General features: G+C 65.5%; 20 protein-coding genes. 6 read left to right on the top strand and 14 right to left on the bottom strand.

Annotated elements, in window-relative coordinates; all coding sequences use genetic code 11:
- Positions 1-14 precede the first annotated feature (14 nt).
- Positions 15-842 carry an MBL fold metallo-hydrolase gene (locus AC0WRY_RS11870; protein WP_491123135.1) on the bottom strand — a complete coding sequence of 276 codons (828 nt, stop codon included), beginning with the start codon at positions 840-842 and terminating at the stop codon, positions 15-17.
- Between the two features lie 93 nt (positions 843-935).
- Here AC0WRY_RS11870 and AC0WRY_RS11865 point away from each other — a divergent pair, with 93 nt between their 5' ends.
- Positions 936-1,817, top strand: coding sequence for a LysR family transcriptional regulator (locus AC0WRY_RS11865; RefSeq protein ID WP_491123134.1), 882 nt, complete (start codon positions 936-938; stop codon positions 1,815-1,817).
- On the opposite strand, the gene AC0WRY_RS11860 is transcribed toward AC0WRY_RS11865, so the two are convergent.
- The 5 genes from AC0WRY_RS11860 to AC0WRY_RS11840 all read right to left on the bottom strand — a co-directional run bounded on the left by AC0WRY_RS11860 (position 1,783) and on the right by AC0WRY_RS11840 (position 7,836).
- Positions 1,783-2,547, bottom strand: coding sequence for a hypothetical protein (locus AC0WRY_RS11860; protein WP_491123133.1), 765 nt, complete (start codon positions 2,545-2,547; stop codon positions 1,783-1,785). The genes AC0WRY_RS11865 and AC0WRY_RS11860 overlap by 35 nt on opposite strands.
- A gap of 196 nt (positions 2,548-2,743) precedes the next feature.
- On the bottom strand, positions 2,744-3,160 hold the full coding sequence (locus AC0WRY_RS11855; RefSeq protein WP_246776497.1) for an Ig domain-containing protein: 417 nt from the start codon (positions 3,158-3,160) through the stop codon (positions 2,744-2,746).
- 57 nt (positions 3,161-3,217) lie between these two features.
- Entirely contained in the window at positions 3,218-6,637 is a 3,420-nt protein-coding gene (locus AC0WRY_RS11850) for a CHAT domain-containing protein (RefSeq protein WP_491123132.1), read from the bottom strand.
- Between the two features lie 232 nt (positions 6,638-6,869).
- On the bottom strand, positions 6,870-7,631 hold the full coding sequence (locus AC0WRY_RS11845) for a hypothetical protein (protein WP_194408232.1): 762 nt from the start codon (positions 7,629-7,631) through the stop codon (positions 6,870-6,872).
- 16 nt (positions 7,632-7,647) lie between these two features.
- The gene (locus AC0WRY_RS11840; protein ID WP_212067156.1) at positions 7,648-7,836 is read right to left on the bottom strand and encodes a hypothetical protein; all 189 of its coding nucleotides are present in this window, start codon (positions 7,834-7,836) and stop codon (positions 7,648-7,650) included.
- Between the two features lie 254 nt (positions 7,837-8,090).
- On the opposite strand from AC0WRY_RS11840, the gene AC0WRY_RS11835 reads away from it, so the two are divergent.
- A complete protein-coding gene (locus tag AC0WRY_RS11835) occupies positions 8,091-9,068 on the top strand; it encodes a DUF2336 domain-containing protein (protein WP_285812010.1) in 978 nt (325 codons plus the stop codon).
- Positions 9,069-9,242: 174 nt separating this feature from the next.
- On the opposite strand, the gene AC0WRY_RS11830 is transcribed toward AC0WRY_RS11835, so the two are convergent.
- The 4 genes from AC0WRY_RS11830 to AC0WRY_RS11815 form a co-directional block, all read right to left on the bottom strand.
- Positions 9,243-9,587 (bottom strand): DUF1491 family protein, encoded by a 345-nt coding sequence (locus tag AC0WRY_RS11830; protein WP_491123131.1) that lies wholly within the window; start codon positions 9,585-9,587, stop codon positions 9,243-9,245.
- 53 nt (positions 9,588-9,640) lie between these two features.
- Positions 9,641-9,850 carry a hypothetical protein gene (locus AC0WRY_RS11825; RefSeq protein WP_211417653.1) on the bottom strand — a complete coding sequence of 70 codons (210 nt, stop codon included), beginning with the start codon at positions 9,848-9,850 and terminating at the stop codon, positions 9,641-9,643.
- Between the two features lie 156 nt (positions 9,851-10,006).
- The gene (locus tag AC0WRY_RS11820; protein WP_194407150.1) at positions 10,007-10,711 is read right to left on the bottom strand and encodes a peptidoglycan-binding domain-containing protein; all 705 of its coding nucleotides are present in this window, start codon (positions 10,709-10,711) and stop codon (positions 10,007-10,009) included.
- Positions 10,704-12,587 carry a PAS domain-containing sensor histidine kinase gene (locus AC0WRY_RS11815; protein ID WP_194407149.1) on the bottom strand — a complete coding sequence of 628 codons (1,884 nt, stop codon included), beginning with the start codon at positions 12,585-12,587 and terminating at the stop codon, positions 10,704-10,706. The genes AC0WRY_RS11820 and AC0WRY_RS11815 overlap by 8 nt, the downstream gene beginning before the upstream one ends.
- 409 nt (positions 12,588-12,996) lie before the next feature.
- Between AC0WRY_RS11815 and AC0WRY_RS11810 the strand changes: the two genes are divergently transcribed.
- Both AC0WRY_RS11810 and AC0WRY_RS11805 read left to right on the top strand, forming a co-directional pair.
- Positions 12,997-13,440 carry a DUF5330 domain-containing protein gene (locus tag AC0WRY_RS11810; protein WP_194407148.1) on the top strand — a complete coding sequence of 148 codons (444 nt, stop codon included), beginning with the start codon at positions 12,997-12,999 and terminating at the stop codon, positions 13,438-13,440.
- A gap of 68 nt (positions 13,441-13,508) precedes the next feature.
- Positions 13,509-13,937, top strand: coding sequence for a SufE family protein (locus AC0WRY_RS11805; protein WP_194407147.1), 429 nt, complete (start codon positions 13,509-13,511; stop codon positions 13,935-13,937).
- 140 nt (positions 13,938-14,077) lie between these two features.
- On the opposite strand, the gene AC0WRY_RS11800 is transcribed toward AC0WRY_RS11805, so the two are convergent.
- Together AC0WRY_RS11800 and AC0WRY_RS11795 are read right to left on the bottom strand one after the other, a co-directional pair.
- Positions 14,078-14,497 carry a Ros/MucR family transcriptional regulator gene (locus AC0WRY_RS11800; protein WP_194407146.1) on the bottom strand — a complete coding sequence of 140 codons (420 nt, stop codon included), beginning with the start codon at positions 14,495-14,497 and terminating at the stop codon, positions 14,078-14,080.
- Positions 14,498-14,630: 133 nt separating this feature from the next.
- Complete coding sequence (locus tag AC0WRY_RS11795) at positions 14,631-15,515, bottom strand: DUF308 domain-containing protein (protein ID WP_194407145.1); 885 nt, start codon at positions 15,513-15,515, stop codon at positions 14,631-14,633.
- Between the two features lie 310 nt (positions 15,516-15,825).
- On the opposite strand from AC0WRY_RS11795, the gene AC0WRY_RS11790 reads away from it, so the two are divergent.
- Positions 15,826-17,475: a glycosyltransferase family 39 protein gene (locus AC0WRY_RS11790; protein ID WP_194407144.1), complete on the top strand. Its 1,650-nt coding sequence runs from the start codon at positions 15,826-15,828 to the stop codon at positions 17,473-17,475.
- A 120-nt stretch (positions 17,476-17,595) separates the two neighbouring features.
- The gene (locus tag AC0WRY_RS11785; protein ID WP_145663372.1) at positions 17,596-18,375 is read left to right on the top strand and encodes a class II aldolase/adducin family protein; all 780 of its coding nucleotides are present in this window, start codon (positions 17,596-17,598) and stop codon (positions 18,373-18,375) included.
- A gap of 189 nt (positions 18,376-18,564) precedes the next feature.
- Here AC0WRY_RS11785 and AC0WRY_RS11780 read toward each other — a convergent pair whose 3' ends face one another.
- Positions 18,565-19,971: a M20/M25/M40 family metallo-hydrolase gene (locus tag AC0WRY_RS11780; protein ID WP_194408231.1), complete on the bottom strand. Its 1,407-nt coding sequence runs from the start codon at positions 19,969-19,971 to the stop codon at positions 18,565-18,567.
- Between the two features lie 131 nt (positions 19,972-20,102).
- Positions 20,103-21,725: a helicase HerA-like domain-containing protein gene (locus AC0WRY_RS11775; protein ID WP_212067161.1), complete on the bottom strand. Its 1,623-nt coding sequence runs from the start codon at positions 21,723-21,725 to the stop codon at positions 20,103-20,105.
- Positions 21,726-21,991: the final 266 nt, after the last annotated feature.

The following is a 21,991-nucleotide window of genomic DNA, read 5'->3' as shown; positions in this document are numbered from 1 at the left end:
GCGCTGCCGCGCGCTCAATGCGCGCCGCAGCGGCAGCGCTCGTAATCGGCGGGATCGTGACTGTTGACGATCGTCACGCGATCGCCGTGATCGCGCTTCAGCGCGCGCAGCCGGGCCTGGTTGGCGATCCGCATCGCGCGGTCCATGTCGCCGCGGCGCTGGAAGTAGCCGAGCATCAGGGGCACGCGCGGCGATGCGTCGAGCTGAGCATGATGGAAGTAGCTGTCGCCGGCATGCAGCAGCCATGTGTCGGCCGAGCGCACCGCGATGCCGCAATGGCCGAGCGTGTGCCCGGCGAGCGGGATCATCAGGATATCGGCTTCCGTGTCGCCGAGCGCACGCACGCCTTTGAAGCCGAACCAGTCCTCGCCGGCTTCGCCATAGAATTGCCAGCGCGGTCCGTGGCTCCACTGCCCCGTGACATAGCGCCCTTCGGGCGGCGCCGGCTTGCGCTCTACCGCCATGTCGTATTCGGCGCGATGAACGTGGATCGCGGCGTGAGGGAAGTCGGGCACGCCGCCGGCGTGGTCTCGGTCGAGATGCGTCAACAGCAGGTGACGCACGTCGTTGGGTGAATAGCCGAGCGTCCTCACCTGTTCGACCGCCGTCTCCGCGGGATCGAGCTTTGGCGCGGTCTGCCGGACCCACCGCCGCCCCAGCCGCTCGGGCGTGCCGATGTCGCCAAGACCGATGCCGGTATCGACCAGAGCGAGTCCGTCCCCGGTCTCCATCAGCAGGCAATGGCAGACCAGGCGGGCGCGCTGGAACAGGCCGCCAGAGCCGTTCACCAGGCGGCGGCCGAGCGGGCACATCGTGCCGGTGTTGAGGTGGTGGATTTTCATGGATGACCCTCGCCTGTCCTGAGCAGCCGTTCTTGTCATCGCTCTCGTCATAGGTAAAATATCGATTATTGATGCTATCTCTAGGCTTATCCTATGGACATCCGCGAGCTTCGCTATTTTGCCGCCGTCTACCGCGAACGCAATCTGACTTCCGCCGCACGGGCCTGCTTCGTATCGCAGCCGTCGATCTCGACCGCTATCACCAGTCTCGAGGCCGAGCTCGGTACCACGCTGTTCATCCGGCACAAGAAGGGCGTGGCGCCGACCGCCTCGGCCGAGCAGTTTCACATTCTGGCGCGCCGCATCATCGACGAGACCGACGCGGCGCGCAGCCTGTTCAGGAAGCCGAGCACGAAGACCAATGTCACGCTCGGCCTGATGCGCACGCTCGACGTGCCTCGCACGATCGCGCTCTTGAAGCCGCTGACGGCGCGCAGCGACGTCGCGCTCCGCCTCGTCGGCAGCGACGAGCAGGCGGATGCGCGGATCATCTCGAAGAGCATGCGGCGCAAGGACGAGCAGTTCGTCGCGATGTGGAGCGAGCGCTACGTCGCCGCGCTGCCGCCGTCGCATCCGCTGACGCTGAAGGACAAGCTTCGCACCGCCGATCTCGCCAGCGTCCCGCTGATCGACCGCTGCCATTGTGAGCAAAGCGCGTTCTTCGGCCGCAATGCGCAGCGGCGCCAGACCGCTGCGATCGCACAATCCGAGGATTGGGCCATCGCGCTGGTCGCGGCCGGTGTCGGCATTGCCATCGTCCCCGAGGGCGCGGCGCGCGGCAATCCCGACATCGCGGTGCGCGAGATCGAGGTCAAGGTGACGCGCGAGGTCGGCCTCGCCTACCGCGCCTCGGTCCCGCTGGCGGATGCGCTGAAGGAGTTTGTGGGGAAGCTGCAGAAGCAGCGGCCGGCCGGACCGCGCGCTGGGGCTAAAGACCGAGCTAACCCAACAAGCCCTTCAAGCCGGCATAGATAGAGCCGATACCGGTCGCGGCCACGCCGGCCAGCGGCCCGACGGTCTGCATGAGATCCTGAATTAGGCGGGCGCGGCGGCGCAGTTGCTCTTCGCCGACGTGCTGGCCGAGCAAGCGCGCCACGCGAAAGGCAAACGCATTCGGCTTGCCGCCGTGGGTCAAAACCCGCGGCAGCACTTGGAAGATCACCACGCTCAATATGTTTCCGGAGACGAAGGCAAGCAGGATGCTAGCGCCATATTCGAACACCTCGCGCCATTCGATCCAGGCTTCCGGCAAGATCGGGACATGATCGTGAACTCCGGTTACCGTCAACATCGACAGGATGCTGACACCTGCCGTCAGGAACGCCAGCACGAAGGCGGGCAAGGTAGAGACGCGGTGCAACGGATAGGCCACGAAGCCGAACAGAAGTGGTATCGCGATCGACGCGATCCGTAGCGGGAGCGCGGATACGTTGAAAGTGATGGTCACGAGCACATGCGCGACCACCAGCAGGAGGGATGGAATGGCAACGTAGAGCACCGCGTGCGTGCTGTAATAACGCAGCGGATTGTTGTAGCGCTCCAGCCGGACATTGATGCGGTCGAGATCGCGCCTGAGCTTGTCCAGATCGGCGACAATGTCGTCGATCTCGCGCAGCATCGGCTGCACGACGCGTAAGTCCCGCGAGCAATGCTTGCACGCGATCGCTTCATCCTTGATGGTTTCGGCGCAGAACGGACATTCCATCGCTAACGCGACTTCCTTCGCCTTGTGACGGCTTCGATTTCGGCTCTGGCGCGCGTCAGTTCATCGCGCAGCTCCTCCCGTTTGCGCAGGAGATCGTCTCTTTCGGCGATCAACGTGGCGGGCACGGCGATGTCGCGCCCGCAGGCAGCGCAGACCAGCGCACCCTCGGCGCTGTCAGCCCGGCAGTAAGGACACGTCACTTGGGTGCAACCTTCAAGGTGAAGATGGTCGTGCCGGGCCGACCATCGCTGTCCTTGACGTCGACCCGCACGGTGTATTCCCCCGGTGGCAGCTCCGCGTCGAGCATGTTGATGCCTTCCGCTTTCACGAACGGCTTGACCCGCGGAGTGAGGTCCACGTTGGGCGTGCGGAGGAAGATCACCTTGACCGATTCCGGGTCGATCTTAGCCCCGCCGAACGACTCGAACTTCAACACCAGCGGCATCGGCGAGCTGACGGCACCGCCGGGCGAGATGAATTCGACCTTGGGACCGCGCAGAATGCCGCGCCGGTCGGCCGCGACCGCTCCCTTCGGCGGCGGCAGCTTGGCTTCTTCCTCGGTGATCAATTGCGTGGCGTGCGCAGGTGCCGAAAGCAACAAAGCTGCCGCCACAACGCCCAACAAGACATTCCGCGTCATCGTCCGTTCATCCCTTCCCTCATCTTTTTGTCAGCGCACGCCGCCATCGCCGATGATCGTGTACGGCGCCCAGAACAGCGGATGCGCATAGGCAAACTCGGTTTTTCCTTCGCTGTTGAGATAGCCCGGACCATCGACGAGAGCCATCGCCGCCTGACGCAGCGCTTCGCTGCGCGACAGCTTGGGATCGTCGGCCTGCCGTTTGAACAAGTCCGTCACCAATTGCCGCGCCGACTGCGAATGCACCGACCAGTTCGTCACTAGGAGCGCACGCGTTCCAGCGTAGAAGAATGCGCGCCCAAGCCCGGACGCCGCCTCAGCCCCTGCGCCAGCGCCCGCACCGGTGTTGCAGGCCGACAGGATCACCCAGTCAGCATCGAGCTTGAGACCCAATATCTCCTCCATGGTCAGGAGGCCGTCGCCGCCCTCTCCCGTCACCGCCGGAGAGGACAAGGCGAGTGCTGGCTGCGTGAGCCCGTTCAGCTCGCCCGGGACGAGGCCGTGGGTGGCAAAGGCCAGGATCCTGAAGCCGGACAGATTCATGGTCTTTACCGCATTCTCGGTGGCGTCCTTGCCTAGGAACAGGACTTTCGAGGGATCGGCCTGCAGCGCCAGCGCGATCGATTTCAGCTCGTCCGCGGTGTCGGGTAGCCGCGGCAGCAAACCAAGCTCGGCGCTGTCGACGCCATCGAGCTTCGGACTGTTGCGGCGCTTGAGCGGGCCGCCGCGCGTGACATTGCCGCCCGCGTCGGCGACCTGAACCTTCTCCCCGGCGCCGTCCGCCTCAGCCTGCTGATCCCTGTTGAAGTAGGGATCGCCGAAGGCGACGAGGTCGCCGCGTCCCGGCTTGCCCGGCGGCAGTTGCCGCAGCGTGCGCAACGCCGCCGCGGATGGGACCGTCGACACGGCATGGGTTCGCGCCAGCCACGCCACGTTGCGGTAACCGATGAACAGCGGATCCTCGTCGGCGGCGACCTCCGCCGGCGCCGTCGGCAACAATGACAGTGGCAACAGGCCGAGCGCGCCATTGGTCACGACGATCAGGTTCCTGGCCGGCTTCCATCCGCTCTCAACGGGCTTGAGCAACAGCTCGTAGAGTTCATAGCCGAGCTTGAGGTCGAACGGCGGGATGTCCGAGATCATCGCGGCCTGCGGTTCGAGCGCTTCGCGCAGCTTGCGGATCTTGCTTTCGATATCGCCGATCTTCGCCTGGACGGCGGCGAACGCGACAGGCCCCGACTTCGGCACGGCCCAGACGAAGCTGCCGTTCTGGCCGAAATAGAACGACAGCATGGCCTCGTTGTCGGCCAGCGTGGCGCGGATCTCCGCGACACTCGGCGGCCGGGGTGAGACGAGATCGGCGTAGATCGGGAATTTCTGCTTGATCTCCTGGCGTGCCTTGTCGCGCTGTCCGCGCAGTGCCGCGATCGAGGCCTGGATTTGCGCAACGCCCTTGTCGTCCCGTTCCGCCGCGGGGAGCGCAAGCACGTTGTTGAGCGTACCGAGCTGGGCGTTGACCTGCTTGGTCAAATCCTGCTCCTTGCGCACGAGTTCGGCGAGCGCGGGATCCTTTGCCGCCGCGCGCGCACTCGAAGCCGCCAGCGCCTGCTGGACCGAACGGCCGCGGACACCGTCGGCGAGGCCGAACGTCTCCTCCCCGACGTCCTTGCCGGTCCCTTCGGCCCTGGCGAGCAGCATCAAGTAACTTTCGACGATGGTTTGCAGCCGCTGGCTGCGCGCGGCCACCACCGTGGTGTTCTCGTCATCGGCGTTCTCATTGGCGCTCGCCATCATGACCGGAATGGCCGCCTTGAACTCCCTGATCGCATCGGAGTCGCGCCGAGCGCGCATCAATCCGACGGCCAACGTGCCGCGCGCCGAAGCGGCATCGAAATGGTTCTCGCCGACCCGGGCGATCTGCTTCTTCACGAGCTGCTCGGCGGCGGCAATGCCTGCGTCCAACTGTCCGGAACCATAGAGCGACAGGATACGAGACGGATTGAGTTCGAACACCTGACGGCGTTGCGAATCCCAGCCGGCGACGGCCTTGTCGATCCTGGCAAACATCTCGCCCGCCTCGGCGGTCTGGCGGCGCAGCGTCAGGATGCCTGCAAGCTGCGACAGCAACTGCACCGTCGCCTGCGACTCCTCCGGCACGCCGACCTTCTTGTTGATCTCGAGGGCGACACGGCCGAGCTTCTCGGCCTCCTCGTAACGACCCTGGTCGACCAGAATGCCCGCCAGCCCCATCACGAAGCGCGGCGTGACGGAATTGTACTTGCCGGTATCCTTCAGGCGCGAGAGCAGCGCGCGGCGCGCATCCACCTCAGCCTCGGCGAGCCTGCCCTGCCTGGCCTTCATGCGGGCTTGATTCAGCACCATGCCGTCGATCGCCTGCAGCAGGATGGTCTCCGCCGGCGGATTGTCGGATTCCATGACTGCCTTCGTACTTGCGCGCTTGCGCAGCTCGGCCTTGCGATATGCGGCCTCGGCGTCGGCAAACTGCCCGCGCGCCTCGAAGATCAGGGCGCGCGAGAGCTCCAACTCGCCTTCCCAGCTCTGGCCGAACTTCGCGTAAGCCGACCGCCAATTGGGATGACCGCTGGTGCGGGCCTCCTGGATCGCAATCTGGCTGCGGCGGACATAGGCTTCGGCCTGGGCGACATCGCCCATCTGGATGAGGACGGACGCGACGGCGCGGTTGGTGTTGAACTGCAATCCCTTGGCGCCCGGCATGCTGGCCGATTCGCGCAGAAGCCTCTGCATGATCTCGAGCGAGCGCTTCGGATCGCCGGCGAGAGCATATTGCAGCGACTGGAGTTGAAGAATCCGTCCTAGCAATTGCGGACCGACCGCGCCGCGCCCCACCTCTACGGCCTTGTCGGAATCGGAGATCGCTTCGGCCAGCCGACCGAGCTGAGCGCGTGCGTTGGCGCGATCGAAATAGAGCTGAGCGAGATCCTGGCGGGATTCCTTACCGCTGGGCGCGGCGTCGGCGTCCGATTTCAATTCCGCGATCATCTTCTCGTCGGGCTTGTCGCCGTCGAGGACCGCGGTGATGTCGGCAATGCTGCGCGGCGGCGCAACGAAATCCTTCGGGAGCGCGGCACCCGCCTCGAGCTTGGGCGCCGTTTCCTTGGGAAGCTCGACCGCGATATTGGCACGACCATTGGCAGCATTCAGCGCCGCCATCACGCAAGCCTTGACCTGAGGCGAGGCCTTGGCGCGGCAGGCTTCGAGATTGGCGCCCCCGGCGGGTCCGCCGCCAGCGCGCATGCAGGCCTGCACGATCGGTTTGCCGACGCTCATCCGGCAATTCTCGATCGCTGCCTCCTTGGTCAACGCGGCCGCGGAGCCGGTCGACCCGAGGAAAATGGCAAGCGCGAGCAGGTGATGGCGCGGGGTAACGTCCGGACGGCTCTTGAACGGACGCAGGGCGTCTAAGCTCATCGCGAAAGACCTTCGGGGTAAAATGACTTTGAAGAAACGGGACAATCCTATCCGGCCGGTCCGGAAGGACAAGAGCCATGAATCCGGTTCCCTGAGGCCTCAACAGAGTTGGGCGGCCCAGGGACGGCACAGGTCCTCGGGATTTCGAACTGACGCGCGGCCTCGGGCTGAGCGCGCTGATTGGCCGCGGCGGGCAGGATCGCCTGGCGCGAGTGCCGACAGGGCCGCGCCCTCAGCCCTTCGAGATGACCGCGCGGCCGTACGGCGGTTGCGCCTGGACCGGCGGGTTGGCGGTCTGGGCGGCGAGCTCGCCGATCAGGCGGTCGGCGTCGGCGGCCATGCCGTCGGGCGCCTGGATCACCAGGCGCTCCAGCGCCCAGCGGTAGGACGAGACGCGCTGCTCCAGGCATTGCTGCACCCACTGCACGATCAGCGAGTTCTCCTGCATGCGCGCGACCGCGTCGTCCTTCTCCTTCGGCGAGAGCGCTGAGACGCGCGCCATGCTGGCATCGCGCTTCCTGTCGAGATCGATGACGCGGATGGCGCTGCCGAAGAACGGCTCGAAGCGGGTGATGTCGTTGCGCACGTCCTCGATCAGCTGCGCATAGCGCGAGGAGTGCGAGCGGTGCGGTTCGTCGATCAGCGTGCGCCCGTACATGGTGCGGTCGAACACGACCTTCTGCCGCCAGGGCGAGGGCATCGCCTTGTAGTCGCCGAACACGCTCTTCCAGGCGGGGCGCGACAATGGCGGCTCGATCATGGGATAGGCGAGGTCGCGCAGCTGGCGCTCCTCGTCGGTGAGCTGGAATTGCGAAGGCTTCAGGCCGACGCTGGAAGTGACCTCCGCACCCAGCCAGCGATGCATGTCGTCGCTGCGCATGTCGGCGCGCGTACGGCCGAAATCGCCACCGCTGCACGCACCGAGCGTGGCAGCGAGCAGCGCGAGCAGGACGGCCGATATGACGGGCCGGATCTGGCGGATGGTGTCCGGCATTGCACGCAGCCGGATGTCAGCGGCGGCGACGACGGCGTCCCGGCGCTGTGCCCTGCTCAGGGCCGCGATCGCCGCTGGTTTCATCTGCCTCGCGCTCGATACGGATGACGGGAAGGATCAGGATAGTTCCCATGTCCGCGCGCGGAGCGACATCCCCCGACGAGCCCACCCGGCGACCGGCCGGAAATTCAATGATGGTCCCCATGTCAGCTCTCTTCAATTGCCGCGCGACCGAACGCGCCCCTGCAACATGCAATTCATTAAGATCAGTTCATGGTTAACGGGGTGTAAACGCGGCGTTCCGACCGTAGCCGCACGGGCCGGCCGCGACGTCCCTTCAAGGCACGGGATCGATACAAGTCGAGCGTTCGGCTTCACGCCTCGTTTTCCTTAACGAGCCTTTAAAGGAGCCTGCGCTAGGCTGGCGGCGAGCATGTTTTCCAGGTCGCGTATCCCTCCATGACCAAGTCGCTGTTTCCCGGATTCGACGGGCTGATGTCACTGTCCCGTCGCGAAGGCGTCGATGTTCGGCCGACGCTGCTGCGCGTGCTGACCGACCTCTATGTCCAGACGCGCGTCCACAGCGAGGACGAGCAGCGGCAGTTCACCGAGCTTGCAACACGGCTGATCGACCAGGTCGACGATGCGACGCGCGCGGCCATCAAGGCCAAGCTCGCGGTCTATCCGCAGACGCCCGTGGCGGTGCTGCAGAAGCTCGGGCTGGTCGCAGCCCAGGAAGGCCGCAGGATTCCGCTCGCCCGCGAGATTCCCGTTCCCGCCCCCGCCCCCGCTCCGGTCCGCACGCCCTCCGACGCCGAGCTGCGCATGGCCGCCAGCATGGCGATGCAGCCGAAGGACGCCGCCGAGATCCACGACATGTTCTTCGGCGCCGGCCCCTCCGAGCGCGCGCTGATCCTGCACAATCTGGCGCAGACCCCGCTGAAGGCCGCCCCTCGCATTCCGACCGTGCGCGCCAAGCGTGCGATTCAGATCCTGGAGATGGCGGCGATCGCGGGCGATGTCGAGAACTTCGCCCTGGAGCTCGGCGACAGCCTGATCCTGCCCTCGCGCGTCGCAGCCCAGATCGTCGACGATGCCGGCGGCGAGGCCCTCGCGGTCGCCGCGCGCGCGCTCGACATGCCGAGCCCGAACTTCCAGCGCATCCTCTTGTTCTTCAAGCCGGAGATCGGCACCTCCGTGAACGAGGTGTACCGGTTGTCGCGGCTCTACGACCGAATCAGCGAACGCGCGGCGCTGGTGATGCTGGCGGCCTGGCGCGGCTCGACGCTCGCCGTCACCCGCGCGAAGTACCAGCCGTCACTGCACGACGGCGAACGCCAGCGCGCCCGTGCCGGCGCGAGCCAGACGCGGCCAAGCGTGCAGCCGGGCGCGATGCCGCCGCGCCGCACCGGCACCGACGGGTCGTCGGAGCGCTAGAGCCGGCCCTGAGGCATCTTCAGCTCGTGCCCCGGACGCAGCGCAGCGCGCTAGCGGTACGCTACAGAGCCAGGGTCCATCTCACCGCGTCACGCCGTGCAGCCCACTGGGTTCCGGCTCTGCACGGCGACGCTGACGCGTCGCCGTTTGTCCGGGATACGATCGAAGCAGCCGTTACGTCTTCGCCAGCTCCAGAAAATGCCGCCCGGCGCGGTCCTCGGTCTCGACGATCCAGGCGTCCGGGTCGAAGCGGACTTCCTTAGCGAGACGTTCCTCGATGGTGTGCTCCGGCAGAGGCTGCGGCGCGACCGGCACGAAGAAGCGATCGACGGGGCGGCCGTCATCGTAAGAGGTCTGCGGGGCCGGCGCATACAGCATCGCCTGGCCGTCGAGCAGCGACACCTTCACGAACACCGCGCCCGCCTCCTCGGCGCCGCGACGGCGGACTGCTCCGAACACGCCCTCGGTCTGGCACCGGCGCAGGTAAGCCGCGACCCATATATTGGATTTCAAACGCATGAGTCGAACGATAGGCCAGCGTGACGCGCGCCGCCAGTCTCAGCGTCCGATTGTCACGCCTTGCTGACGCCCCGCCCGCCGCGGATCTGAAGCGCAACGAGGTATGACAGCGGCACCGCAAGCGCAAATCCCACGGCGACCGCATAAGGGATGTTCCTGATCGCATCGGCGGCGAAACTCGGCACCATCAGCACGACGATCAGACTGACGCCCGCCAGCACCGTACCCAGCATGATCCAGACCAGGACCGAGACCTTGAACATGACACCCTCTCTTCCTCGTTGAAGATGGGCGATCATGGTCCACGTAACTGTCGGCCGTCATTGATCCCAAGCAAATCGCGCCTGCCGAACACGCCATGATGTGCCGGTGCGGCATGCCCGACAATTGATCGGCGTCAATGACAGCGAGCGGCGTGGCTATTCGACGGGATGACCGATCGCGGCACCGAGCTCGCGCAGCAGCCGGTCGGACAGCTGGCCGGTGACCTGCATCTTGTGCTCGCGCTCGAACTTCTGGATCGCGGACTGGGTCTCGCCGCTCATCGTGCCCGTGATCTTCAGATTGCCGTAGCCATATTCGGACAGCGCGCGCTGCACGCCGGCGATACGTCGTGCGGCAGGGTTGTGGGTTACGGGAATCGGGGCCGGCGGACGCATCGCGGAGGGCGGCGTCGAGGTCGTCTGCTTGACCAGATTGGTCATGGGATCGTTCGCGCGCGTCGATGCGGTCGCTTCGACGGGTTTCTCCGGCGGCTTCTCGGCGGCGCGCTCGGCGGGTTTGGGCTCAGCGCGGAATTCGGTCGCGCGCGGCTCGAGTGGCGAGCTGTCGGCGCCGACGGGGCGCGGCCGCGGCAAGGGATTCGACAGCGCCACGGAGGACGGCGCGGGCAGATTGATCACGGTGCCGAACATCGGCGCCGGATGCCGGCCGGTCTGCAGGAACAGCGCATTGGCAACGATTGCGCCGATCGCGGCGACGGCGATGAGACCGGCCAGCGTGTCCTTGGGGCTGTGCAGCAGCACGCGCATCACGAGGTTGCGCTCGGTCTCGATATCGACAATTGCGGCTTTGGCACCACGGCGGCGCGGAGCGGCTACGTCCTTGGCAGATTTCTTAGGCACTTTTCTTCACCAGAGCGGATTGGTCCTGAGAGGGGGCGCGAGCCTGGTCTTGAATCTCCCGGCCTTGAAGTTCCTGACCTTGAATTTCCTGGCGCAGCACCGGCGTCAGCGTCGCGATCTTGCTCTCGGCCGGCTTGGCTTGCGACGGCGTGTAGACGAGCGGCAGCCTGACGGTGACGGCGGTGCCCTCGCCCAACCTGCTTTGTACCGTCAATTCGCCGAGATGCAACGCCACGAGGCTCTTCACGATCGACAATCCGAGGCCGGTGCCTTCGTGACGGCGCTGATAGGTTTTGCCCGCCTGGAAGAACGGCGCGCCGATGCGCTTGAGATCGTCGGGCGAGATGCCGACGCCGGTATCGCTGATGCGCAGCGTCAGCTGCGAGCCGGTCACCGCTGCGGACACGGACACCTGGCCGCCGCGCTCGGTGAACTTGATGGCGTTGGCAACGAGGTTGAGCACGATCTGCTTGAAGGCCCTGGGATCGCCGGTCATGACGGGCAGGTCCTGCGGCGCGTCGGTGATGAGGTCGATGCCGTTCTCCCGCGCCTTCAGCGCCAGGAGATTGCAGCAATGCAAGAGCGAGGCGCGCGGCGCGAACGGCTCGGACGCGATCTCGAAATTGCCCGACTCCATCTTCGACATGTCCAGGATGCCGTTGACGACCGACAACAGATGCTGGCCGGAATCGTTGATGAGCTGGGCATATTCCCGGCGCTGGGCCGCACCCAGCATCAGGGTCTGCTCCTGCGCGATCATCTCGGAGAAGCCGATGATGGCGTTCAGCGGCGTCCGCAGCTCATGGCTCATGGTGGCGAGGAAGCGCGTCTTGGCGGCATCGGCCGCTTCAGCGGCGCTGCGCGCCTGCTCGAGCGCCTGCTCGGACAGCTTGTGACCGGTGACGTCGCGCATCACGGCGACGACTTCCGCCTCGCGCGCGGCGTCACGTCCCAGATCCTGGTCGAGCGGGCGGCAGCGCATCTCGACCCAGAGAAAATCGATCTGGCCGCGCTCGGTCCCATCCGGCTCACGCCGCAGCCGGAACTCGACACTGCGCACCTCGCCGCGCGCGGCATCGGACAGCGCGGTGAGATAGGCCGGGCGATCGGCGACATGGACGCGGTCGAACAGGCCATGACCGAGCAGTTGCGCCACCGGCATGCCGAGCATGGCCTCCGCCGCCGGCGAGATGAACTGCACGGCGCCGTTGCGCTGATGCCGCGAGACGACGTCGCTCATGTTGCGGGCGAGCAGGTGGTAACGCTCCTCTTCGCGGGACAGCAGTGCAACGCTGGTGCGCGCGAGCGATTCTGCACCGAAGGCGAGGCCCGCGGCATAGACCGTCGCCGAGACGACACCGCACGCCATCAGCACGCCGCGTTCTGCGGCGCTGGTGTCTGCTGACGGCAGCCAGCCGAGCTGACTGAGAAGGGTCAGCAGTCCCGCACAGGACAGTGCGAGCAATGCTGCGAAGACGGTGACGCGGCGCGAGGCCGACAGCGCGGCTTCGAGCGGAACCACGACCAGCCACACCGCGCCGAACGATTCGATGCCGCCCGTTGAGCCCGCGACCGCCATGATCAGGCCGGCGAGCGCCAGCGACGACAGCACATGCGCGCCTTCATAGCGGCCGGTGCGCGACAGGAACCAGGACAGCATGATCGGCGCGATCAGCCATGCAAAGGCGGCGACCTCGATCGCGCTCGGCGCGCCGCGCAGGACGAGATAGATCGGGAATGCGGCAAAGGCGGCCAGGCTGCCCAGCAGCCGCGGCGCCATGAAGGCACGGTGCCGCGCGCGCATCAGCGCATCGTAACGCGCGGAGGGATGCAGCAGCGCATCGAGACAATCGCGGATGATACTCAAAACTGTCACGGGTCTCGCGCTTCGGCTCAATCGTCTTAGAAGACGCGCCGGAACGCCTCCTTGTCGTTGAGCCCACCGTGTCAGAGCGACCTTAAACGAGTGCTAAGGCGGCGCGGCACGCGGCCGGACGCCGGGACATCGCGGGGCTTTTTAGACGATTTGGCGACGTCTTCAGTGAGGATGGTGAACACAGGGTTTCACCGTTCCGCTCATGGTTTCGAATTGGTGGAAGGCCCGCCAGCAGTAACACGGGCCGCGGCGTCAATCGAAAATTTACGACACCTTCGATCGCGAAGAAATTTGCGCCAATTTTCCGCGAATTAAGCTCAAGGCAATCACTTGCGATTTATCGAGAGTTGCTAGGTCCGACATCCCCGGAGTTCGCCGCGGACGGGATCTACCATACAGGTCGATAGAGATGCGCTTTCTGCTCCGCATCACATTCTGGCTCGGGCTGGTGCTGGTGCTCCTGCCGCGGGACAAGACGCCCGAATCGGACAAGCTGCCGCAGATCGGCGCTGCCGACGCGGTTCAGGCTGCGACCGCGGCCGTCTCCGACATGACCCAGTTCTGCAAGCGCCAGCCGGCGGCTTGCGAGGTCGGCGGGCAGGCCGCGACCATCATCGGCCAGCGCGCCCAGGACGGCGCGAAGAAGATCTACCAGATCATCAACGACAAGAAAGATCAGATCACCAACGACAAGAACGAGAAAAACGACAAGAACGACAAGAAGGCGCCCGACCATACCGGCTCGATCGCCATGGCCGGCGAAGGCGATGCCGTCTCGAGCGAAGCGCCGCACGACACCCTGAGCCAGGACGATCTCGCGCTGGAATGGCGCGGCCCTCAAGCAGCGAATTAGGCCCCAAACCCTATCGATTTCGGCGCTTCGCATCCCTATATTGGCGGGAAGCGGGAACACGGGCCAGCATGACGACAATCGACGAAATCAGGGACAATTTCGAGCTTCTGGACGAGTGGGACGACCGCTACCGGTACGTCATCGAGCTTGGCCGCACCCTGGAACCGATGCCGGAGGCGGAACATTCCGCCGCGAACAAGGTGAACGGCTGCGTCAGCCAGGTCTGGCTGCAGAAGCTGGTCGACCGCAGCCATGGCGCGCCGATCCTGAAGTATCGCGGCGACAGCGACGCCCATATCGTGCGCGGGCTGGTTGCGATCGTGTTGTCGCTCTATTCGGGCCGCACGCCGCAGGAGATTCTCGATACCGACGCGATCGCGGTGTTCAACGAGTTCGGCTTTCGCGATCATCTGACGCCGCAGCGCTCCAACGGCCTTCGCTCGATGGTCGAGCGCATCAAGACCGACGCGAAAGAAGCGCTCGCGGAAGCGTCGTAAGTAGCTTTCGCAGGGGGCGCAAAGCGAAGCGTGCCCACGTCCTGAGCGTGATCGGAAAAAACTCGTGGCCACGGCGCGCAAGAGCGCACCTTGCCCGCCCTGCGACACCTCCCGAGCAGCGGCGTGTCACGCTACCCGCGCTACTTCCCCTTCTTCCGCTGCTGCTGCCCGAGGCCCATCTGCTTGGCCAACTGCGAGCGCGCCACTGCGTAGTTCGGCGCGACCATGGGATAGTCGGCCGGCAGGCCCCATTTCTCGCGATATTGCTCCGGCGTCATGTTGTACTGCGTGCGCAGATGGCGCTTCAGCGATTTGAAGCGCTTGCCGTCTTCGAGGCAAACCAGATAATCCGGCGCGATCGACTTCTTCAGCGAGACCGCGGGCTTCGCCGGTTCGAGCGGTGCGGTCTCGGTGCGGCCGGACGACACCCGCACCAGCGCGCCATGCACCTGGCTGATCAGGTTAGGAATATCGGCGGCCGGCGTCGGGTTGTTGCCGACATAGGCCGACACGATGCTCGCCGTCAGCTCGATGAAATTTTTCGCCCCAGCGTCCGACATCGGCCCGCCCTCTCTCCACCTTGCGCCTCACGGGATAGACGACGCCGAACTATCCGTGTCAACCAGCCGTTCGGCCGAAATGCGACAACTGGCGAGGATGAGCTGACGACGTGTGGAGGGAGCTTTATCTCGCTCAGCCGCGCTGGTCGAGATGCGAGCGCAGTTCGTCGATCGAGGCAAAGCGCATCATGCCCTCCGGCATCTGCGCTTCGATCGAGCCGTCGGAATAGAGCGAATAGGCCATGCCGTCGACGATGCCGGATTTGAGCACGGTGACAGGCGGCTGCTCGACAGGTGGTGGAGGCGCCGGCTCCGGCGCAGACGGGGCGGCCTCCGCGAAGGTCGATGGCGAACGCGGCGGCGGGCGGCGCAAGGCAGGCGGCGGCTCCGGCGGACGCATGCGGTCCGGCTTCGGCCAGGCATCGTCAAAGCTTGCAGACGGAGTCTCCAGGGCCTCACTGGGCTCGGCAGGCAGTTGCGGCGGCGCGCCGTCGGTGGCCTTCGCCTCGGCACGCTCCCGCTCCTTGCGCGAGGTCGATGCGAACAACAGATTGCGTCGGCGCGGCGTTTCCGGAGCCGCGAGCGGCGTTGCAGCCTCAGGCTCCGGCGGAGCCTCGACACGCGGACGCTCCCGCGCGGCAGCTTCGCTCTGCCAAGGCGGGGGGCCTGCAGCCGGTGGCGGCGGTGGCGGCGCCGAGTCGTTTCTTGCCTCGCTCCTTGCCGCCGATGCAGGCATCGGCTCGGGCGCAGCGGCGCCCGGCCCGGATGCAGCGAGGCCCGGCAGCACGGGCCTGACCCGCACCTCGGACGGCGCACCGGCCAGCCGGCGCGCGATGCCCCGCAGTTCCGCGACCACGACGTAGAGGCCGGCCAGTAACAATCCGGAGCAGACGGCGATGGTGCCCGAGATTATGAGGGGACTGCCGAGGCTGAACTCCCTGACTGAGAAGCCGAACAGGATCGAAAGGAGGCCCGCCACGACGGCGAAAATCCCCGCGATCAACAATGCCAAGGTCATCGAACTCACCCCCGGCCGCACGTCCACACGCGACCCGTCACGCCACGATACCGTCATACGGTGTTCCACGCCAACGACCAAATACAAGCAGCGTTCCTAATGGGAAGGAAATCAGGGACTTATTCACATTCCCTTCAGCTAGGGCTCGCTACTGCTGGGTGACTGCCGCTGATCCGGAATTGCTGCGTCGCATCAGGAATTTAGCCATAATGCCCAATTACTTGGTAATGGAACTGCGCTATAGGGAGTCCGGGGTTGAGGCCCGCGCGCACCAGCAGGGCCAAGAGGGGATTCCGGGGCACCGATAGCCATGACATCCATCACGACTTCGGCGATCGACACGCCGCAGCGGCGCTCGGTCGAACGAACTTGCGACGATCTTGCCATGCTGGTGCTGGCTGCGGTCGCCGTCATTGCCGGCTTGACCTTCCGCGACTACGGCCTCGGCTGGGACGATTACACCCACGCTGAATATGCCGACCTGCTGCTGCGCATGTTCGGTTCCGGCTTCAAGGACACCGCGGCGCTCTCCTTCGCCAATCTCTACATGTATGGCGGCGGCTTCGACATGGTCGCGGCCCTCCTGCACAAGATCATTCCGCTCGAATTGTTCGAGACACGACGCCTGGTCGGCGCCATCGTCGGCGTGATCGGACTTGCGGTGACCTGGCGCCTCGCCCGCCGCATCGGCGGCCCCCTCGCCGGCCTGGCCGCACTCCTGCTGCTCGCGCTGTGCCCGATCTTCTACGGCCACATGTTCATGAACCCGAAGGACGCGCCCTTCGCGGTGGCCATGATCATCCTGATGCTCGGCCTCGTCCGGCTCGCCGAGGAATATCCTCAGCCGTCGCCGCGCACGATCCTGATCGTCGGGCTCGGCGCCGGCCTCTCGCTCGGCTGCCGCATTCTCGGCGGGCTTGCGCTGGTCTATGCCATGCTCGGCTTTGTGCCGCTGTTCCTGGAGGAACTGCGCGGCGAGGGTCTGCGCGAGGCTATCAGGCGCTTCGCCCATGTCGTCTATGTGCTGCTGCCCGGCCTCGCGTTCGGCTATCTCGTGATGGGCCTGATCTGGCCGTGGTCGATCCTGGAGCCCGGCAATCCCTTCGAGGCGCTGACCTATTTCTCGCACTTCTTCGAGAAGCCGTGGAAGGAGATGTTCGACGGCGCGATCGTGTCGGTGCCCGACATGCCGTGGTCCTATCTGCCGACGCTGTTCGCGCTCCAGTTGCCCGAAGTGATGCTGGTGCTGACGGCCGGCGCCGTGGTCAGCACCTTCGCCATGCTGCCGCGAGGCCACGTGCCGGCGCGGCGCAAGACCATCATGCTGATGCTGACGCTGGCTGCGACCCTGCCGCTCGCGATCGCGATGGTGAAGCGGCCGGCGCTGTACAACGGCATCCGCCATTTCGTGTTCGTGATTCCGCCGATGGCGGTGCTGGGCGGCGTCGCATTCGCGAGGGCAATGGAGCGCCTGCGCGCCAATCACCGCACCTGGCAGCCGGTCGTGCTCGCGACCTTCTGCTTCGGCCTCGCGCTGTCGCTCGCCGAGATGATCCGGCTGCATCCCTATCAATACACGCATTTCAACCACATCGCCGGCACCGTGCGCGGCGCCGACGACCGCTTCATGCTGGACTATTGGGGTCTGGCGCTGAAGCAGGCCTCCGACGAGTTGCGCGAGCAGATCGTCGAGCGCCAGGAAGTGCCGCCGGCTGGCCGCAAATGGAAGGTCGCGGTGTGCGGTCCGCAGCGCCCGGCGCAGGTCGCCCTCGGGCCCGACTTCACCATTGGCTGGGATTCCAACGCGGCCGATTTCGCGATGACGCTCGGCGAGTTCTACTGCAAGGGCCTCACCGCGCCCGTGATGGTCGAGATCAAGCGCGACGACGTGGTGTTCGCCCGCGTCTACGACATCCGCGGCCGCAGCATTTCCAGCCTGCTGTCGATCCCCGCGCCGTAATGATCTTCGTGGCCCGCTCCATGCGGGCTACGCTGGACTGCCGCGCTCTGTGTGCCTTGCTGCCAACCTGGAGCGGTACTACGCTCCTCCCCGCAACAACGATGTTCGGAGAGACCAGCCATGTCGCCAGCGGAAGCGCGCCTGAAGGAAGTGCCGTCCAACATGACGGAGGCCGAGTGGCAGCAACGGGTCAATCTCGCCGCCTGCTATCGCTTGGTCGCGCTGTACGGCTGGGACGATCTGGTCGACACCCACATCTCCGCCCGCGTGCCCGGTCCCGACCATCACTTCCTCATCAACCCCTATGGGCTGATGTTCGACGAGATCACGGCATCGAGCCTCGTCAAGGTCGACCTGCACGGCAACCAGCTCTCCGAGAGCGAATACAGCATCAACCCGGCCGGCTTCACCATTCATTCTGCGATCCACGAGGTGCGCGAGGACGCGATCTGCGTGCTGCATCTCCACACCCTCGACGGCACCGCGGTGTCGAGCAGCGCGGAAGGTCTGCTGCCCCTGAACCAGACCGCCCAGCTCGTCACCCACGACCTCGCCTATCACGACTACGAGGGCATCGCGCTCGACCACGACGAGCGGCCGCGGCTGCAGAAGGATCTCGGCGACCACAATCACATGCTGCTGCGCAATCACGGCACGCTGACGGTCGGCCGCTCGGTCGCCTCCGCCTTCGAGCGCATGTACCACCTCGAGCGCGCCTGCTCGATGCAGGTGCGCACGCGCGCGCTCGGCACGCCGGTCTATCCGGTCGAGGAGATCGCGATCGAGAAGAACACCGAGCTGCTCGCCAACCGCGATCGCGCCGAGCTGCGCGCGACGAACCTCGTCTGGCCGCCCTTGCTGCGCAAGCTCGATCGCGAACTGCCGGGCTACCGGTCTTGAGATTTTCGGGATTTGGTGTAGAGTAGCTCTCAACGAACCTCTACGCCTTTTGGAATGAAACGCCGCCCAATTCCGGGCGGCGTTTTTATTTGGCCCACTCGTCATTGCGAGAAGCGAAGCGACGAAGCAATCCGCGGCGGGATTTCTGGATTGCTTCGCTGCGCTCGCGATGACGCGGACAGAGTGCCCTTATTTCACCTCCGCCAGCGCGGCGAGGATCCTTGCCCACGACCGGATGCCCTTCTGGAAGCTGCGCAGGTCGTATTTCTCGTTCGGCGAGTGGATGTTGTCGTCATCGAGGCCGAAGCCGACCAGCAGCGAGTCGAGGCCGAGCGTGCGTTTGAAGTCGGCGACGATCGGGATCGAGGCGCCCGAGCCCATCAGCACGGTCTCCTTGCCCCATTCCTCCGTGAGCGCCTTGCTGGCCGCCGCAAGCGGCTTCATGTTCCAGTCGAGCGCGACGGCGGGCGCGGCGGAATGGTCGCCGAACTCGACCTTGCAGTCGCCCGGCAGCCGCGCCGTGACGTAGTCGCGGAAGGCTTTGCGGATCTTTTGCGGGTCCTGCCCTTCGACCAGGCGGAACGAGACCTTGGCCGAGGCATGCGAGGGGATCACCGTCTTGGAGCCCTCGCCGATATAGCCGCCCCAGATGCCGTTGACGTCGCAGGTCGGGCGCGACGATGCCTGCTCGATCAGCAGGCGGCCCTTTTCGCCCGCCGGGATCGACAGGCCGATCGGCTTGAGGAACATCTCCGGCGTCAGGTTGAGCTTCTTCCATTGCGCGAGGATGTCCGGCGGCAGATCCTTCACCCCGTCATAGAAGCCGGGAATGGTGATGCGGTTGTCATCGTCGAACAGGCCGCCGAGAATTTTCGTGAGCACCCGGATCGGGTTCATCGCGCTGCCGCCGAACACGCCGGAATGCAGGTCGCGATTGGCGGCGGTGATCTTCAGCTCTTCATAGAGCAGGCCGCGCAGCGAGGTCGTGATCGCCGGCGTGTTGCGATCCCACATGCCGGTGTCGCAGACCAGCACGTAGTCGGCCTTGAACTCGTCCTTGTTGGCCTCGATGAAGGGCACGAAATTCTTCGAGCCGACCTCCTCCTCGCCTTCGATCAGGAAGGTGACGTCGATCGGCAGCGAGCCGGTCACTTTCTTCCAGGCACGGCAGGCTTCGACGAAGGTCATCACCTGGCCCTTGTCGTCCTCGGCGCCGCGCGCGACGATGATCTTGCGGCCGTCGGCGTGGTCGGTCACGACGGGCTCGAACGGCGGACGGTGCCAGAGATCGAGCGGATCGACCGGCTGCACATCGTAATGGCCGTAGAAGATCACATGCGGCCGCCCGCCGGACTTGCCGTCTCCCTGGGTCTTGCCGACGATGGCGGGATGGCCCGCGGTCGACCTCACCTCGGTGGCGACGCCGAGGCTCGCGATGTCCTTGGCGAGGTGGTCCGCCGCCGCCTTGCAATCCCCGGCAAAGGCCGGATCCGCGGAAATCGACTTGATCCGGAGCAGTGCGAACAGACGCTCCAGGCTGTTGTCGAAGTCCTTGTCGATGTGATCGAGCACGGATTGAAGCTGCGCATGGGCCATGGTCATGTTCCTGATTTCCGGTGTCGAGATATCTGCGCTTTTAGCGCCGCCGCCGCGCCGGTGCCAGCCACGACACGACGTAGCAAGCCTGCGCACGGCGGGCGTCTCGAAGGTGGCGACGCGAGAGCTGCCTACCTTCGCAGCAATCCGCCGAGCGCGCCGCGAACCAGCGTGCGGCCGATCGAGCCGCCGAGCTGGCCGCCAAGCGATTTGCCGATATTGGCCGCCATCCCGCCGATCACCTGGTTGGTGACCGATCGCGTCACATCCCGCGCGATGACCTGGCCGGTCGACATGCGGCCACGCTTGACGTTGGTGCCGAACACCGTGCCGACGATCGAGCCGATCTGGCCAAGAATCCCGCCGCCGCTTCCGCCAGCCGATCCGTCGGCCGTCGCCGCCGTGCCGGCGATGCGCTTCTGGATCATCTCGTAGGCGGACTCCTCATCGACCGCGGTGTCGTATTTACCCTTCACCGGGCTTGCAGCCATGATCGCCTTGCGCTCGTCCGGCGTGATCGGTCCGATGCGGGCCGACGGCGGACGGATCATCACCCGCTCGACCATGGTCGGCGTGCCGTTACCTTCGAGGAAGGACACCAGCGCCTCGCCCTTGCCGAGCTCCATGATCACCTTGGCGGTATCGAGCTTGGGGTTGGGCCGGAAGGTCTGGGCCGCGGCCGCGACCGCCTTCTGGTCGCGCGGGGTGAAGGCGCGCAGCGCGTGCTGCACCCGGTTACCCAACTGTCCGAGCACACGGTCGGGCACGTCGATCGGGTTCTGCGTCACGAAGTAGATGCCGACACCCTTGGAGCGGATCAGGCGGACCACCTGCTCGATCTTGTCCATCAGCGCCTTGGGCGCGTCGTTGAACAGCAGATGCGCCTCGTCGAAGAAGAACACCAGCTTCGGCTTGGGCAGATCGCCTGCCTCGGGCAACTCCTCGAACAGCTCCGACAGCATCCAGAGCAAAAATGTTGCGTAAAGCCTGGGGTTCTGCAGCAGCTTGTCGGCGACCAGGATGTTGACCATGCCTCGGCCGTCGCGGTCGGTCTTCATGAAGTCCTTCAGCGTCAGCGCCGGCTCGCCGAAAAATTTGGTGCCGCCCTGGTTCTCCAGCACCAGCAGCTGGCGCTGGATGGTGCCGACGGTGGCCTTGGTGACGTTGCCGAACCCCTGCGCCGCCTTTTTGACGTCGGCCAGCGGGCTCTCTTCGGCGTCCGCCCCCTTCTTCCCGCTATCGGGCACGATTGCGTCGAGCAGCGCGCGGAGATCCTTCATGTCGATCAGGGTCAGCCCGGCGTCGTCGGCGACGCGGAAGGCGACGTTGAGCACGCCTTCCTGCACGTCGTTCAGATCGAGCATGCGCGCGAGCAGAAGCGGCCCCATTTCCGTGACGGTCGCGCGCACCGGGTGGCCCTGCTCGCCGAACACATCCCAGAACACCGTCGAGAACTGGTCGGGCTGGAATGTCAGCCCCATCTCGGAGGCGCGCTTGAGGATGAAGTCCTTGGCTTCGCCGACCTCGGAGATGCCGGAGAGGTCGCCCTTGATGTCGGCGGCGAAGACCGGAACGCCGGCGCGCGCAAATCCTTCGGCCATGACCTGCAGCGTCACGGTCTTGCCGGTTCCGGTTGCACCGGTGACGAGGCCGTGGCGATTGGCGAGCGCCAGCGCCAGCCATGCCTGCTCGTCTCCCTTGCCGACGAAGATCTTGTCGTCGGTATCGCCGAGCTTGCTGTCCTGTGCGGTCATACTTCTCTCTGATCTCTTCTGTCGGGTTTCGCGTATTGAAACTCGAATGCACCAGTTCCGTAGTTTAACGCATGTCGCGCGCCGATTAAAACCATTCAACGCGCTCCGCCCATGCGACATTGTCGGAAACCGACGAATGCTATCAGCCAAAAGTAGGGACGAGCCGTTCGCAACGCGGCAATTTTTCGCCGATTCCATCTCCGCTCTTGCAACGCTGCAACACCTCTTGCGCGTTCGAAGGTGAATCGCGGCGAGGCCCGCGTTCA

The organism is Bradyrhizobium sp. T-12, assembly GCF_058314695.1.
This window is presented reverse-complemented; position numbering and strand designations above follow the sequence as displayed.

Coding starts and splice junctions, on each gene's coding strand:
- AC0WRY_RS11870 (WP_491123135.1), bottom strand. CDS start 842: ATGAAAATCCACCACCTCAACACCGGCACGATGTGCCCGCTCGGCCGC.
- AC0WRY_RS11865 (WP_491123134.1), top strand. CDS start 936: ATGGACATCCGCGAGCTTCGCTATTTTGCCGCCGTCTACCGCGAACGC.
- AC0WRY_RS11860 (WP_491123133.1), bottom strand. CDS start 2,547: ATGGAATGTCCGTTCTGCGCCGAAACCATCAAGGATGAAGCGATCGCG.
- AC0WRY_RS11850 (WP_491123132.1), bottom strand. CDS start 6,637: ATGAGCTTAGACGCCCTGCGTCCGTTCAAGAGCCGTCCGGACGTTACC.
- AC0WRY_RS11845 (WP_194408232.1), bottom strand. CDS start 7,631: ATGCCGGACACCATCCGCCAGATCCGGCCCGTCATATCGGCCGTCCTG.
- AC0WRY_RS11840 (WP_212067156.1), bottom strand. CDS start 7,836: ATGGGGACCATCATTGAATTTCCGGCCGGTCGCCGGGTGGGCTCGTCG.
- AC0WRY_RS11835 (WP_285812010.1), top strand. CDS start 8,091: ATGACCAAGTCGCTGTTTCCCGGATTCGACGGGCTGATGTCACTGTCC.
- AC0WRY_RS11830 (WP_491123131.1), bottom strand. CDS start 9,587: ATGCGTTTGAAATCCAATATATGGGTCGCGGCTTACCTGCGCCGGTGC.
- AC0WRY_RS11825 (WP_211417653.1), bottom strand. CDS start 9,850: ATGTTCAAGGTCTCGGTCCTGGTCTGGATCATGCTGGGTACGGTGCTG.
- AC0WRY_RS11810 (WP_194407148.1), top strand. CDS start 12,997: ATGCGCTTTCTGCTCCGCATCACATTCTGGCTCGGGCTGGTGCTGGTG.
- AC0WRY_RS11805 (WP_194407147.1), top strand. CDS start 13,509: ATGACGACAATCGACGAAATCAGGGACAATTTCGAGCTTCTGGACGAG.
- AC0WRY_RS11800 (WP_194407146.1), bottom strand. CDS start 14,497: ATGTCGGACGCTGGGGCGAAAAATTTCATCGAGCTGACGGCGAGCATC.
- AC0WRY_RS11795 (WP_194407145.1), bottom strand. CDS start 15,515: ATGACCTTGGCATTGTTGATCGCGGGGATTTTCGCCGTCGTGGCGGGC.
- AC0WRY_RS11790 (WP_194407144.1), top strand. CDS start 15,826: ATGACATCCATCACGACTTCGGCGATCGACACGCCGCAGCGGCGCTCG.
- AC0WRY_RS11785 (WP_145663372.1), top strand. CDS start 17,596: ATGTCGCCAGCGGAAGCGCGCCTGAAGGAAGTGCCGTCCAACATGACG.
- AC0WRY_RS11780 (WP_194408231.1), bottom strand. CDS start 19,971: ATGGCCCATGCGCAGCTTCAATCCGTGCTCGATCACATCGACAAGGAC.
- AC0WRY_RS11775 (WP_212067161.1), bottom strand. CDS start 21,725: ATGACCGCACAGGACAGCAAGCTCGGCGATACCGACGACAAGATCTTC.